Source organism: Devosia sp. UYZn731, from assembly GCF_040546795.1.
In the GTDB taxonomy this organism is placed as follows: Bacteria; Pseudomonadota; Alphaproteobacteria; order Rhizobiales; family Devosiaceae; genus Devosia.
The window spans coordinates 175448-189177 of sequence record NZ_JBEPOL010000009.1 but is presented as its reverse complement, the minus strand read 5'-3'; the positions used below and the strand labels follow the sequence as shown (position 1 = coordinate 189177).

Sequence of the window (13730 nt, the reverse complement as noted above, 5' to 3'; positions counted from 1 at the left end):
GCTCTTCTAAATTAAGGGGTTAAGTGCAGAACGGCTCAAGAGCAGAACGGCAGTGATCAGCCATCCCAGCGCTAGGGCGTGCATGTAGATCGAGGACATCGCGCGGGCCTGGCCGGAAATCCCGACGCTGGTGCCGATGGACGTCGCCTGACGGGTCCATTTCTGCCGATCGATCCTGAACACGACATAGCTCTTGATGACGGAGCCCAGGATCTGGCCGAAATAGAGCAGGAAGGGATAGGTGATCGGGAAGGGGCCACGGAAACTTGCCAGCAGCCAGCAACTGACGTAGCGGGTTGCCATGACCCAGGCAAAGTAAGCAGGCAGGATCGCCGGATCGACGAAGAGGGCGGTCAGCACGACAGCGATCGGGCCTGCCAGTGTCGTCCACATCGACACCCGCTGGTCGAGAATCGACCACCAAGTGAAAAGCCCGATCTGGCGCGGTGACAAAGCCATGGCCCGCCCGTTGGTGCGCAACATATTGCCGAACCAGCGGATCATCAGTGTCGTCGCAGAGTCGATGAACCCTGCCCTTGGCTGAGTTTCCATGGAGATCGATTGCACGTCAGGCAGGTAGGCCATCTGGAAGCCGTGGCGCAGCAACCAGTACCAGGTGGATTTGTCGTCCCCGGTCAGGAAATTGACCCGACCCAGGCGCCAATGATCTATAAAATCGCTGCCCACCTGATCGATGAAGCTCTTGTCGGTCGCCAGATCCGCACGGATAACGGACATGCGGCCGGTCAATGTCAGCACTCGCCGGCCGAGCGCCATTGAGCACATCATCATCTGCCGCTGGTTGAAACGCAGCGAGAACCAATCGCGGAACAGCGGGCTGCCTGTCGTCTCGCTCATCTCGTCGGTGGTCAGCGCACCGATGCGTCGATCGGTAAAGAACGGCGCGCTGCGCGCGACGATGTCCACCGGCACGATCGTATCGCCGTCGACAAACAGTACGATGTCGCGCGTGCTTGGAAGCTCCCCCGCTATAGTGTCAAGCGCGGTGGCGAGAGCATCGCGCTTTCCCGTCCCCGGGATGCGGTCGATGATGAGTTTGACCCCACTGACGTCCGCGAACTTCCCGAAGATCGAGCGGATCAAACGTTCGTCCGCGATGTCGACAACCGAGGCGACCACGGTTGCGCCACCTTCGGACCGTGCGGCGGCGGCAAACACTGACCGGTACACCCGCATCGATATCGCCTGTTCAACCTTGTAGGAGGTGACCAGGAAATAGGCGTGCGCCCGCGACTCTTGCTGAGCGTAGGCTTGCTCCGCCTCGCCGCGCCAGCGGGGATACGCCCACCGGCTGTAAATTTGAGCCCGAACAAAGTTCGTGGCGGCCCAAAGATAACGCCAGGCTCCGACCGCCCCCAGGGTTATGACCAAGGCGCCGTGCGCGCCGAGGACACCCCCGGGAATGGAGAGCGCTATTCCCAGGCAAACCAGAATATAGACCGCGTGGGAAAGGATGCCGCTCATAGTTACCAGCAGATCCCCTGGTAGGCACCCTGAGACCGCAAAGCCGTATTGATCCGGGTCAAGTCGACCAGAGAGTGGGACTTGGTCGCTTCGTTGAGGGGATGCAGTGTCTCTTCGTAGCGATTACCCACGAGGATAATATCGGTGCTACTAATCAGGTCATTGATGTTGGGGACCATGCGCCCGCCCAGATCCGGGACGACATCATTGCCGCGCCCGATCGCGCTTACGCCGTTCTGGAAGGCTTCGCTGACGAATGGATCGTAGACCTTCAGCTCGAAGCCCTTCGCGATCAACCGTGACGCAAGCTCGGCCAGCGGGCTTTCGCGCAGATCGTCCGTACCGGGCTTGAAGCTGATCCCGACCATGCCGACGGAACGCTTGCCGCTCGACTCCACCATCAGTTCAGCCCGCTGTATCTGGGCTTCATTGGCTTCGAGCACAGCCGTCAAGAGGGGAGATTCTACGCCCTTTTCGGTCGCTAGGTGGCTCAGCGCGCGGACGTCCTTGGGCAGACAGGAGCCGCCAAATGCAAAGCCGGGGCGCATGAAGTAGGGGGAAATATTGACCTTGGTATCCGAGCAGATCATTTTCATGACCTGCTGACCATCTACCCCACAGGCCTTGGCAATGTTGCCGATCTCGTTGGCAAACGTGACTTTCACAGCCCGCCACGAATTGCTCGCGTATTTCACCGCCTCGGCAGTGGCAAGGCTCACCACGAAGCATTCCACGCCCATGTTCGCGTTGACCTCGCGCAGGAGCGCTTCTGTGTTGCCGTCGAGCACGCCGAATACGATCAAGCCCGGTGCGTAATAGTCTTCGATCGCGGTGCTTTCACGCAAGAATTCTGGGTAGTAGCCGACCCCGAAGTCTTCGCCGGCCTTAAGGCCGGAAGCGCGCTCAAGCGCAGGCACCATGACGTCGTCCATGGTGCCCGGCACGATTGTCGAGCGAACGACAACCGAGTGCGCAGATCCCTTGGCCTTGATTGCGGCACCGATGGTTTCGCACACTGCCGTTACATACTTCAGACCCACGGCCCCTGACGGCGCGCTCGGTGTACCGACGCAGATAAACGATATGTCAGTATCCATAACCGCTTGGCTTGCGTCGGTTGTGGCAGTCAGCCGGCCGTTTGCCACATTTCGCGCGATCAGTGGAGGAAGGCCCTCCTCAACAATCGGCGACAGACCGGAGTTGATTGCGGCCACCTTCCCAGGATCTACGTCTACCGCCACCACAGTGTGACCGTCTTCTGCCAAGCAGGCGGCCGAGACAACACCGACATAGCCAATTCCGAAGACACTTATTCTGGCCATACAAATCTCCAAACGCCCCCGCTCAGCAATCCGGACCTAACCGATCTTGCCGTGAAGAACGTCGTTGTTTCACATATATTTTTCAAAAGGCACGTAATACTGACACATAGCCCTAAAAGGCCTTCGTTTCTCAGTAGATCGTCTGTTTCACTATAGGTACATTCCCCAATGGGGCGCCATATGCAGTTATTGCATGAGGTGCATGCCCTTTTAACAGATCGTTAACCTTTATAATTGAGGTTAAGGCTGCAGGGGTTTTTGAGCGACAACAACACTTTAGATAAAGCCTTGGCGAGACCGTACTAAACGGCTTCACGTGACTGTGAGCACCTGTTAATGGAACCCGCTCAGACAAGCGTAAAAAATAGGCAATTTACTTAGAAGTGACTGCTAGTCTCTAAGGGCCCGTCCCAGCTGATCAGTAAACGGTGACAGCAGGTAGTTCAGTACTGTGCGGTCACCAATCTTTACGAAAATCTCCGCGGGCATGCCGGGCATGAGCGTTGTCCCTGCCGGTAACTTGGCGGGTTCATCGGGGCCGATACCCACTTGAACCTGATAAAACTGCACGCCCGAATTAGCGTCACGAGTGAGGTCTGGAGCGATAGTATTGACCTTCGCCGTCAGTTCAGGGGTCGTCCGTGGGTCTAATCCTGAGAGTCGCGCCAGGACATCCTGCCCCACATGCACTTTATCGATGTCCAGCGGACCGATCCGGACGTCGAACGTCAATTGGTTGCCGCCGGGAACAATCTGCATGATTGTCTCGCCACTACCCACGATGCCGCCGACGGTTTGAACGGTGGACATGTAGACCATCCCGTCAATCGGGGCTCGGATATCAAGGCGTCGCAGCCGGTCTTCGGCCGCCACCTTGCGTTGCATCAGTTCCGATGTTTGCTGGCTGACCTTGGCCAGGTCCTGCAGCACGTCGGCTTGGAAGTCGTCTGCCGTCTGAACGCGACTAACCTCGAGCTGGGCAATTCTGGATCTCACCTCTGCAATCTGAGCAGTGGTCTGGCCCAGTTCGCCCTCCATTTGAGCGCGATTGCGCATCACCTCATTGAGCCGCGAAGACTCGATCAGTCCCTGCGCGAACAGGTTTTGGAGCCTTTTCTCGTCCTCCTGGAGTAGGCCAAGCTGCTGTCGCACGCCGTCCTGCTGGACGAGGAGTCCTGAAGTCTGCTCATTTTGCTGGACAATTTGTTGCTGCAATTGGTCCAGTCGCCCATCGAGCGAGGCTTTTCTCGACTGACGCAAACGAGACTGGGCACCCAGCAGTCCCGATAATTCAGGGTCGGGCGGCCAGTTCCCTGCAACAGCGGGCATTACGATCGTATCACTCTGTGTACTTTCAGCAGTCAGCCGTGCCTGGCGAGCTAGTGAGTCTCTCAATTGCGATAGGACGATGGACAGTTCCGATTGCGCGACAACGCCATCAAGCCTGACCAGGACGTCTCCGGCTTGGACCATGTCTCCATTGTGCGCAAGAATTTCACTCACGATGCCGCCTTCGGCGTGCTGAATGCGTTTTGACCCGCCCTCCACCGAAACGACACCGCTGGCGATAACCGCCCCGGCTATGCTGGTTGTAGCCGCCCACCCGCCCATGCAGCCAACTAACAAGAACATAACGCCGAAGGCGGCTACCGAGTGACTGCGCAGGCTCCTTGTATTGGGGGCGCTGAGCCCGCCCGTGTCGACGGCCCCTTCCGCAGTCGGCCTTCCACGCCCTTGGCTAAGCGCCATTTTGTTGCAACTGCGTTGGTTCGGGGCGTGCAGATTGCGGGCCGATGACCCGCATAACCTCGTCCTTGTCACCAAAAACGACCTGGCGTCCATTCTCCATAAGCAAAAGTTTATTGAGTGCCGCGATCGCGCTGGGGCGATGAGCCACGACCACGACGATGGCGCCTCGAGCCATGGCGTCGGTTATTGCGCCTGTCAAAGCCTTGTCGCCCTCTCCATCGAGATTGGAATTTGGCTCGTCCAGCACGATCAGGAACGGATTGCCGTAAAGAGCGCGGGCGAGCCCGATGCGCTGCCGCTGTCCAGCCGACAATATTGATCCGTGCCTGCCCACCTGGGTGTCGTAACCTTGAGGCAGCGAAACGATGAGGTCGTGGATTTGCGATTGTTCCGCCGCCCGCAACAATTCGCTGGTCGCGGCTTGTGAGCGAAAGCGAGTGATGTTTTCGGCGACCGTGCCCTCGAAAAGCTCAACGGACTGCGGCAGGTAGCCAGTGCAAGCACCGAGCCGCTCGGAATCATAGTGCGATAATTCAGATCCATCGAGGCGGATTTGGCCCGTAAGGGTCGGCCACACGCCAACGATGGCGCGTGCCAAAGAGGACTTTCCCGAGCCTGAAAGGCCGACAATGCCCAGGCCGTCCCCTGCCTGAAGGGAAAAGGATATGCCCGAAGCCAAGGGGCGATGCTCACGGGCGGGTGCGGTGGCCATCGAGGTCACGACCAGGTCTCGATGGGGCAGGGGTAGATCGGTAGCGATCGCGGGGCTTGTTGCTGCAGTGAGCGTATCGTCTATTCGCCGTAGCGCTTGCCTTGCGCTGACGTAGCCGCGCCAGTGCGCGATAGCCTGTTCGACTGGAGCCAGCGCCCGCGCAGTGATTATGGACGCCGCAATCATTAGGCCCGCGGTCATGTCACCATGGATTGCAAGAAAAGCACCGGCTGCGAGCACGCCAGACTGAAGAAAATAACGAAATCCCCGGCTAGCGGACGTGTAAAAGGCGAGACGGTCGGCGGTCTTTTGTTGGCTATCGACCAGCCTGCTTGCTGCGGCAAGCCAGCGTTCGCTGATCTGTCGCATCATTCCCATGGCGATGACCGACTCGGCGTTCGAGCGTGCGCTCTCCCCTAGCGCGACCCGCTGCAGCAATTCGTTATTGATGCGGCGAGACGATCCGCGCGACTGCATCTCGCTGACGATGAGCAGCGCAGTAATGGTTCCCGCGCCTGCAATGGCCACCCAGCCGAGCAAGGGGTGCAGCGCAAAGATCAGAGCGAGGTAGATCGGGACCCAAGGCAAGTCCAGCAGCACAAACGGCCCGGCACTGCCGATGAATCCCTGGACCGTATCGAGGTCTCGTAGTGGGTCTGTGTTCGTTGCGTTCGGGCGCAGTCCGCCCCGCAAATAGGCTTCGAATAGGGGCTGTGAGAGCCAATCGACCACGAGCCTCGAAAATCGAATGGCGATGCGCAGCCGCAGGTTCTCGATGGCGATAAAGAAGCCATACATGACCGCCGTTAACAGAGTCAGCGATAGCAGGGTGGGAATAGAACGGCTGGTCAGGACGCGGTCGTACACCTGCAGCATGAAGATCGAGCCGGTCAGTGTCAGCAGATTTGCCACGACGCTTAGCGTCGCGACGGCGGCTAAAGGCACGGGATAGCTCTGGACGAGTTGGGCCAGCCCTTGGAGCCGCAAGTTTGGAACACGATGCATGGCGATCTTTCATTCGATCGGCTGCAATGGTTAATGAAGGTTCGCGCCGCGTCAACCGCAGGCATCGATATGCGGCAATTAGCTGCGTATACAGACTGGGCAGCCGTCGCCGATACGCTTCTCCCGTAGCTAGGGAAGCGAGGACGCCAAGGTGTTGGACCGAAGTCAGTAAGTCGCTATGCGGCTAGAGCTCGAGACAGTCACGACGCGCTACAGAGCACATAATGTCGGTCCGCATACTTTTGAGCTTGCCGACAACCGACGATCGCGAGATGCCCAACCGTCGGGCGATAACCGTCGTGCTCTTGCGCGACAGCCATAGCCGTGCCAGTTCCGCCGCCACTTCCGTATCCCATTCGATCGGTGATCGTGGCCCTGGAAACTCAAGCATCGAAATCTCGCGGTGTTGCCTCGATCACAAACGGTAGGCGAGAAAAGTTAACGACGGATTGATGGCGAAATTCGTGCGGATGTGTGGGCGGGGGCGAGCTCTGGTGGTCCGCACATCGGCCCTCCTAAAGGATCAGGAAATCGTCCACTGTCAGGGTAGGATGACCATCCAGCGTCGCGATGAGTTGCGCGGAGCGGTGGCCTGACCCGTCGCGGTCGTAGAACAGCTCACCTGTCGACTTGTTGTAAATGATGAAGTCATTGGCGTCGTGGGCTTGTTCACCAAAGAACAGGTTGTTGGAATTGAAGCCTTCGGCCAGGGAATGAAACTTTCCGTCTTCCAGCGAGATTTTGTCCTGTCCGTGAGTGAAGTCCTTGATCAGGTCGCTATTGCCCTTGGTGCTTGCATTGCGATCGAAAACGAAGACGTCGTTACCGGCGCCGCCAAAAAGCACGTCATGACCATAAGTGCCGTTCAGATGGTCGTTGCCAGCACCCCCGACCAGGAAGTCGTTGGTCGATTTGCCACGCAGGACGTCATCGTGATCCGTGCCGACTATTGTCTTCGTCGTCGTGGTCGGCGCCGTCGGAATAGAGGTCGGAGGCGTTGAGGCGGGCGGTTCTGATACCGGCGGTGTGGGCGTGGACGGGGTCGGCGTCGGATTTTCAGTTGTAATCGGTGTGCTGTTGCCGGAATGGTCCACAGCTAGGGCAAACAACGACACTTGTCCGCCGCCGGTGCCACCACTCTCATTGACCCCCAGATAAGCTCCCGCCTTGAAGTAGAATGAGTTGTCATCCCACGCATTGTTAATCTGCGACGTAGAACTGTAAGTATGGTCATCCGCGACCACGGACACGACCAATTTGTGATCGATGACATCGATCGAATACGAGAAGGTCTCGTTGAGCGAGACGGACGGTTGTTTGCCCGCGGAGTCGAGCAACTCGATATGCACGTCCTTTTTGCCGTCGGTGGCAATGTCATTGGCAAAGAACAGCGTGCCGTCCTCCCACGCCAGGCGAACCAGTTGCCCATCCCCGCCGTGGACCTGACCGACCACGATCTTGCCGTAGGTGCCGTCAGACTGCCTCGGGGCAGAATCGACCTGCATGGTGGCCTGCATATGGCCGCCCTGGCCAAGCTTCCACTCTGCTGGGGCAGAACCTGACATTTCGCGCAATTCGGAGCGAGCGTAAATCGAACCCCCCGTTGTGGCCCCGCCAACAGGAGCGGCCAGAACAACCGCGCCATCCGAACCGGTGTGGAAATAATTGGCGTTCTCATAGCCGGTCAACGCTTTGATCTCGGCGGCCTTGCCGGTGAACAAGCCTTTGGCGTCTATAGGGAGTTGGAGCTTCCAGTTAGACAGATCAAAATTGGAACTCGGTAACGCGTTGGGGTCGAGAGTCATGGCTATTCCCACTCTGCTGACGCTAATCGCTACCGCCGATCACGGACGCGTCAGTGCATCCTGTCCCGGTTTGTGATCAGAATGTGGCTCTGCCCGCTGCCGAGCGGTCGCGACACGCTCCTGAGATAAGTTTTGTGATGCCGCGCAAATAGTTACACGGGTTGCCATCTTTCCTCTGAAATCGACTGTCAGCTATGCGCTAATCGCATAACTGTCCGGCTAGTCGTCGATTTTCGGCTATGACATTAGGGAAGAACATAGTTAACAATCAGTTAAGTGCGGCTTGGCGCAGCTATGGCTAAAGAAAAGTATCAGTGCCAAGTCAGGCATGAAAATTTGTCATTCACTCCGCTAGCGTACCAACTGGACACGCGTTCAAAATGCGGTAATTATATCAATGATGTAGAATTGATGGCTTGGTTTGGCGATGTTCAAAGACGCAGCCCCCGATGATGACTTGGTATCTTTCACCGGCGAGATAGTCAGTGCCTATGTCAGTCACAATTCAATCAGCACTCAGGATTTGCCGGGGTTAATTTCGGCTGTGCACGCTGCTCTGCAATCACTTTGGAGTACCCAGCCGGTCGACGTTGCTACCGTGCAGGCTCCAGCAGTTCCGATCAATAAATCAATTACCGCAGATTTCATCATTTGTCTGGAAGACGGCGAAAAGTTCAAATCCCTCAAGCGCCATCTCATGGCGCATTTCGGAATGACGCCGGATCAATACCGGGCCAAATGGAATCTGCCGAGTGACTATCCGATGGTGTCCGCCGCGTACGCGGCGGTGCGCTCCAACCTAGCCAAAAGCACCGGCCTTGGCCGCACACGTGAGCCATTACAGGTACCCGCACGGCGAAAAAGCGGTAGCGCGGTATAGCAACTAATTGGCGAGCTTGCTTCAATCCCCACACTCGCAAACTCGTAACGCCCAATCCGGCTACAGGCCTTTCACGGCCATGAGACCCGGCTCGATGTTGCGCGATAACTGATCGAGATTTGTTCCATAATCTATATTATGCGAACAATAACTTCACTCTGTTGAATTATGATGAACAATAAACGTGCGTGAGTAGTTAAACTCGACGGATCGGCCTGGATAGCGACTGACGATTTCGTCGGCTGTCATCAGTTCGATGCCGCAGATCGTGGCCTGAGCGATCAGCATGCGGTCGTATGGATCTTTGTGGATCGGAGGAAGATCGACGACTGCAACGACATGCTCACCCGTGACGGGTAGTTCGACATAGCCATTGTCCAGCAAACCACGGCGGATCAGCCGTGTGTCGACCTTGAAGTCTTCGCGATCCAAACCCGTCTTGATAGCGATTTCCCAAAGGCTGGCGGGACTGAAGATCAACTCGTTTTGGGGATTTTCGAGAGCCTCTAATGCTGCCGCAGGTAGACGATCCGGTTCTCCGGCCCAGAGCAGAATGTGGGTGTCGAGTAATATCTTCATTGGCCCATTCCGAAGAGTCGTTCGATTTCGGTCCCGCCCATGCGGTCAAAATCATCCGGCACAACAAACTGCCCAGTCATGAATCCCAGGCGCCGCGCTTCGGAAGGTCCAGGCTGATCGATTGGCATAACCTTCACCATTGGTTTGCCTGCCTTGGCAATAATGAAGGCTTCCCCCTTTGCGGCTCGCTCGACGAGGCGCGACAGATGCGCATCGTGGATGTTGACTGTCTGGACCATGACTACCTCGTCAAACTTAGTTCGCTAAACTTAGTCCACTCGACGTGCCATAATAAGACTAGCTAGTGCATTAAAAGACTGAATCAATGGGATATCGAAAAGCCGAGCCGAAGCTCGGTACTTGCCCGCTGATAGGCGAGATTTCGTCGAACCGGTCCCACGCTGTGGCCAGCAACACCGCCGCAGGCTCCCAATGCCCCTGAATCGCTTGATACCTGGGGAGCCCACATCACATGCGGAGGTCGTAACTTCTCTGGTCTACGGCAACGTGCCGCCCACTGTTCGAATTGATCCCTCTAGACCGCTGAACAACATCGGGCGTCGGAGCAAATCCTAACGTAGCCAGCCGCGTCCGAATAGCGGGGGACAAGACAGGCCACAGGGCAAGCTTCTCAGGCTGGAGCAAACGTCCAAACTCCTGCTGGTGCTCAGTTTTTCGCAATTGAACCTGAAAGATGCGGGCATCAACGTTCGATCCGGCATTTGACAGGATCAGGAAGAGGGTTGCGGCATGGCGAGGAGACAGCTGTGCATTTCGATCGAAGTAGACCGCGACCTCGGGCAATTTGCTGTCGTTGGTGTTCGCCAGTAGTTCCCTTAGAACGTCCTTGCAAGTTCGCAGCATCACCCGCATGCACATCTGGCCGAGCTGATGCCGCAGTTCGTGCCCGCGCAGTATCGAGCCTCCCGGCTGCAGTGCGACGGCACCCTTGCCTAGGCAAGTTTCGCAAATCTCGCTTATGGCGTCCGAGGCAGCTGTGCGCACCTGGAACATCACGCTTAAATCGTCCCGGTCGCAGATTGAGCAGCGCTGATTTAGCGTTGCACTTCCCTTCACATCCCCCGTGAATATCCATTGGTACGCCGCGATGCCCCCTACGCAGGCAAGCCCATGCTCACTTGAAGAATTCATTAGCCAAACCTCGTCACGCTTCGAGGGCGACAGTTCTATCCGATACGGGGTGACGTCCCAGTGAGGCGTCTTGTCAGCGGATTGTAAGATTTGGATTCATGGACCCTTACAGGGTCCTCCAGCCGCTAATTGGCCAAATGTTAATCAACAAGCGAATCGATCATTTGTTAAGCAAATGCCGTAAATTTGGCCCTTGTCGGAAACTTGTGCAAACGCAAACCACTCCAGGCTTTTTCTAAGCATCTGATTCTACAAGACTATTGTGTTACAATTTGGCTTGGCACGTCTCATGCATAGTGGAGAGCAACGACGCCATTGGCGTCCTATTATCGACGTCCAGTGCTGGGCGTCTCAGGCAAAGCTGCCAACAGGTTCTGTTCCCGGTCATCGACCGCGGCACCGCTCCCGTTGGCAGCTTTTTTGTTCATGGTGCAGGTGCAACACAATGGGTCAGGTTCAGCTAGGCAGACAAGCAGACACGATATCGGGGCAGCGGCGCGCCCTTACGACCTCAACAGCGGCCTTTACGGTGTGCTTTGCGGTGTGGACGATCTTTTCGATTATCGGCATTACGATGAAAGACAAGCTCGGGCTCAGCGAGACCCAATATGGCCTGCTGGTCGGCACGCCGGTGCTGTCCGGATCGCTTATTCGCATCGTTCTGGGGATTTGGACCGATCGGCGCGGCGGACGGCTGGTTTACGCCCTAACCATGCTGGCTGCGGCAGCCGCGACGTTCCTGCTGGCCTTTGCGCAAACCTATGACCAGTTGCTGCTGGCGGCTTTGGGTGTCGGCATCGCGGGCGGTTCATTCGCGGTGGGCGTAGCTTATGTTTCGCGCTTTTACCCGGCGCAAAAGCAGGGCACCGCGCTCGGCATCTTCGGAGTCGGCAATGTCGGCGCCTCAGTCACCAAGTTCATTGCGCCCTTCGTCATGTTGGCTTGGGGCTGGCAGTCGGTGGCGCTGATCTGGGCGGCGGCGCTGGCGATCACGGCGGTGGTGTTCTGGTTCACCTCCGAGGATGATCCGGTCACCGTTCAGCGGCGGACCGAGCTCTATACGCCCAAAAGCCTGCTCGGCGAATTCGAACCGCTGCGGAACGTCCAAGTCTGGCGCTTTGGCCTTTACTACTTCTTTTCCTTCGGCGCCTTCGTCGCGCTGACGCTTTGGTTGCCGCGATACCTGATCAATGTCTACGGCTTCGATATCGCCACGGCCGGCATGGTGGCGGCGCTCTACTCCATTCCCGCCAGCGTCTTCCGCGCCTATGGCGGCACACTCTCGGACAAGGTCGGCGCGCGGCGTATCCTCTACTGGACCTTCGGCGTTGCGGCCCTGGTCACGCTGATTCTGGCCGTGCCGCCGACGGATTACGTCATCGCGGGCATCAATGGGCCAGTCTCATTCCACTACGAGCTGACGCCCTGGGCATTTATCGGGCTGCTCTTCGTGCTCGGCTTTTTCATGAGCCTGGGCAAGGCCGCGGTGTATAAGCACATCCCCGTCTATTACCCGAAAAACGTTGGTGCCGTCGGAGGACTAGTTGGCATGCTCGGGGGCCTCGGTGGATTTGTCCTACCTCTGGCGTTCGGTGTGCTCAACGATCTTACCGGCATCTGGTCGAGCTGCTTTGCCGCGCTCTTCGTACTGGTCGTCACGTGCTTCATCTGGATGCACCTTTCGGTCCGGCGGCTGCAGCACCAGACCATGGCGCAGGCAACATGATCGCGGCAGGGAAGGCCCAAATGCAGAAGCTGGTGGTTATCGGCGCCGGCATGGCCTCGGGGCGGGCGCTTGAAGACCTCTTTGCGCAAGCGCCCGGCCAGTACGACGTCACGATGTTCGGCTCCGAGCCACGTGGCAACTACAATCGTATCATGCTCTCTCCGGTCCTAGCCGGTGAGAAGACTTACGAGCAGATCATCATCCACGACGCGGCATGGTACACCCGGCATGGTGTGACCTGCCGGTTCGGCGAGACGGTCACGGCCATCGACCGGCAGCGCCAGGTTGTCATCTCGGCGGGCGGCGAGACCCAATATGACAAGCTCTTGATCGCGACGGGCTCGGCCCCTTTCATTATCCCGATCAGCGGCAAGGACCTGCCGGGGGTGCTGACGTTCCGCGACCTGGGCGATGTCAACAAGATGATCGTCGCTTCGGGCAGGCCGGGGGCCCGCGCCGTGGTCATCGGTGGCGGCCTGCTTGGCCTGGAAGCCGCTGCGGCATTGCGTCTGCGGGGCATGGAAGTTGTCATCCTCCACCTCATGGGCCACCTGATGGAGCGTCAGCTCGATCCCGCTGCCGCACGATTGTTGCAGGACGCGCTCGAAGCACGCGGGATCAAAGTTCATTGCAAGGCGCAGACCAAGGCCATTCTCGGCGCGGTTCGCGCTGAGGCCGTGCTGCTGGACGATGGCACCATTTACAAGGCCGACATCGTGGTCATGGCCGTGGGTATCCGACCGGAAACCCGCGTGGCCACCGATGCGGGCCTGCATGTGGAGCGTGGCATCGTCGTCGATGATCACATGGTCACATCCGATCCCAACGTGCTAGCCCTCGGCGAATGCGTCGAGCACAACCGCGTCGTCTATGGGCTGGTGGCGCCGCTGTACGACATGGCCAAAGTCGCCGCGCAGACGCTTGCCGGGCTTGTCGCCGCCTTCCACCCACCCAAGACCGCCACGCAGTTGAAGGTCACGGGCGTCTCGGTCTATTCGGCCGGCGATTTCGCCGATGCCGACGATCGCGAAGAGATCATCCTGCGCGATGTCAATACGGGCAGCTATAAACGCCTTGTGCTCAAGCACGATCGCATCATCGGCGCGGTGCTCTACGGCCAAACGAGCGATGGGCCTTGGTATTTCGACCTGCTGAAGCGCCATATCGACACGGCGCAACTGCGCCAGACGCTGATCTTCGGCGAGGCCTATCAGGGGAGCCCCCCACTGGACCCTATGGCGGCCGTTGCAGCCTCGCCGGCTAATGTCGGCAACTGCAACGGCCTGCTCCGCAACCTCCCCATTTCGCTCTTGGT

General features: G+C 58.0%; 10 protein-coding genes and 1 pseudogene. 3 read left to right on the top strand and 8 right to left on the bottom strand.

From position 1 onward, the window contains the following. Positions 1-6: 6 nt before the first annotated feature. From ABIB57_RS21790 to ABIB57_RS21770, 5 genes are all read right to left on the bottom strand, one after another. Positions 7-1485: a glycosyltransferase gene (locus tag ABIB57_RS21790; RefSeq protein WP_354043342.1), complete on the bottom strand. Its 1479-nt coding sequence runs from the start codon at positions 1483-1485 to the stop codon at positions 7-9. A 2-nt stretch (positions 1486-1487) separates the two neighbouring features. Further along, complete coding sequence (locus ABIB57_RS21785) at positions 1488-2807, bottom strand: nucleotide sugar dehydrogenase (RefSeq protein ID WP_354043341.1); 1320 nt, start codon at positions 2805-2807, stop codon at positions 1488-1490. A gap of 390 nt (positions 2808-3197) precedes the next feature. Beyond that, positions 3198-4556, bottom strand: coding sequence for an HlyD family type I secretion periplasmic adaptor subunit (locus tag ABIB57_RS21780; RefSeq protein ID WP_354043340.1), 1359 nt, complete (start codon positions 4554-4556; stop codon positions 3198-3200). Continuing rightward, the gene (locus ABIB57_RS21775; protein WP_354043339.1) at positions 4546-6273 is read right to left on the bottom strand and encodes a type I secretion system permease/ATPase; all 1728 of its coding nucleotides are present in this window, start codon (positions 6271-6273) and stop codon (positions 4546-4548) included. Before ABIB57_RS21775 ends, ABIB57_RS21780 begins: the two co-directional genes overlap by 11 nt. 515 nt (positions 6274-6788) lie before the next feature. After that, positions 6789-8078, bottom strand: a complete 1290-nt coding sequence (locus tag ABIB57_RS21770; protein ID WP_354043338.1) for a polysaccharide lyase family 7 protein — start codon at positions 8076-8078, stop codon at positions 6789-6791. Positions 8079-8505: 427 nt separating this feature from the next. On the opposite strand from ABIB57_RS21770, the gene ABIB57_RS21765 reads away from it, so the two are divergent. Then, positions 8506-8958 carry a Ros/MucR family transcriptional regulator gene (locus ABIB57_RS21765; protein ID WP_354043337.1) on the top strand — a complete coding sequence of 151 codons (453 nt, stop codon included), beginning with the start codon at positions 8506-8508 and terminating at the stop codon, positions 8956-8958. Positions 8959-9111: 153 nt separating this feature from the next. Here ABIB57_RS21765 and ABIB57_RS21760 read toward each other — a convergent pair whose 3' ends face one another. From ABIB57_RS21760 to ABIB57_RS21750, 3 genes are all read right to left on the bottom strand, one after another. Further along, positions 9112-9537, bottom strand: coding sequence for a type II toxin-antitoxin system VapC family toxin (locus ABIB57_RS21760; protein ID WP_354043336.1), 426 nt, complete (start codon positions 9535-9537; stop codon positions 9112-9114). Beyond that, positions 9534-9776 carry a type II toxin-antitoxin system Phd/YefM family antitoxin gene (locus tag ABIB57_RS21755; RefSeq protein ID WP_354043335.1) on the bottom strand — a complete coding sequence of 81 codons (243 nt, stop codon included), beginning with the start codon at positions 9774-9776 and terminating at the stop codon, positions 9534-9536. Before ABIB57_RS21755 ends, ABIB57_RS21760 begins: the two co-directional genes overlap by 4 nt. A 229-nt stretch (positions 9777-10005) precedes the next feature. After that, entirely contained in the window at positions 10006-10689 is a 684-nt protein-coding gene (locus ABIB57_RS21750; RefSeq protein ID WP_354043334.1) for a hypothetical protein, read from the bottom strand. A gap of 445 nt (positions 10690-11134) precedes the next feature. On the opposite strand from ABIB57_RS21750, the gene ABIB57_RS21745 reads away from it, so the two are divergent. After that, positions 11135-12415 carry an MFS transporter gene (locus tag ABIB57_RS21745; protein WP_354043333.1) on the top strand — a complete coding sequence of 427 codons (1281 nt, stop codon included), beginning with the start codon at positions 11135-11137 and terminating at the stop codon, positions 12413-12415. Between the two features lie 20 nt (positions 12416-12435). Further along, a pseudogene (locus ABIB57_RS21740) lies at positions 12436-13728 on the top strand (NAD(P)/FAD-dependent oxidoreductase); the annotation flags it as partial. Positions 13729-13730: the final 2 nt, after the last annotated feature.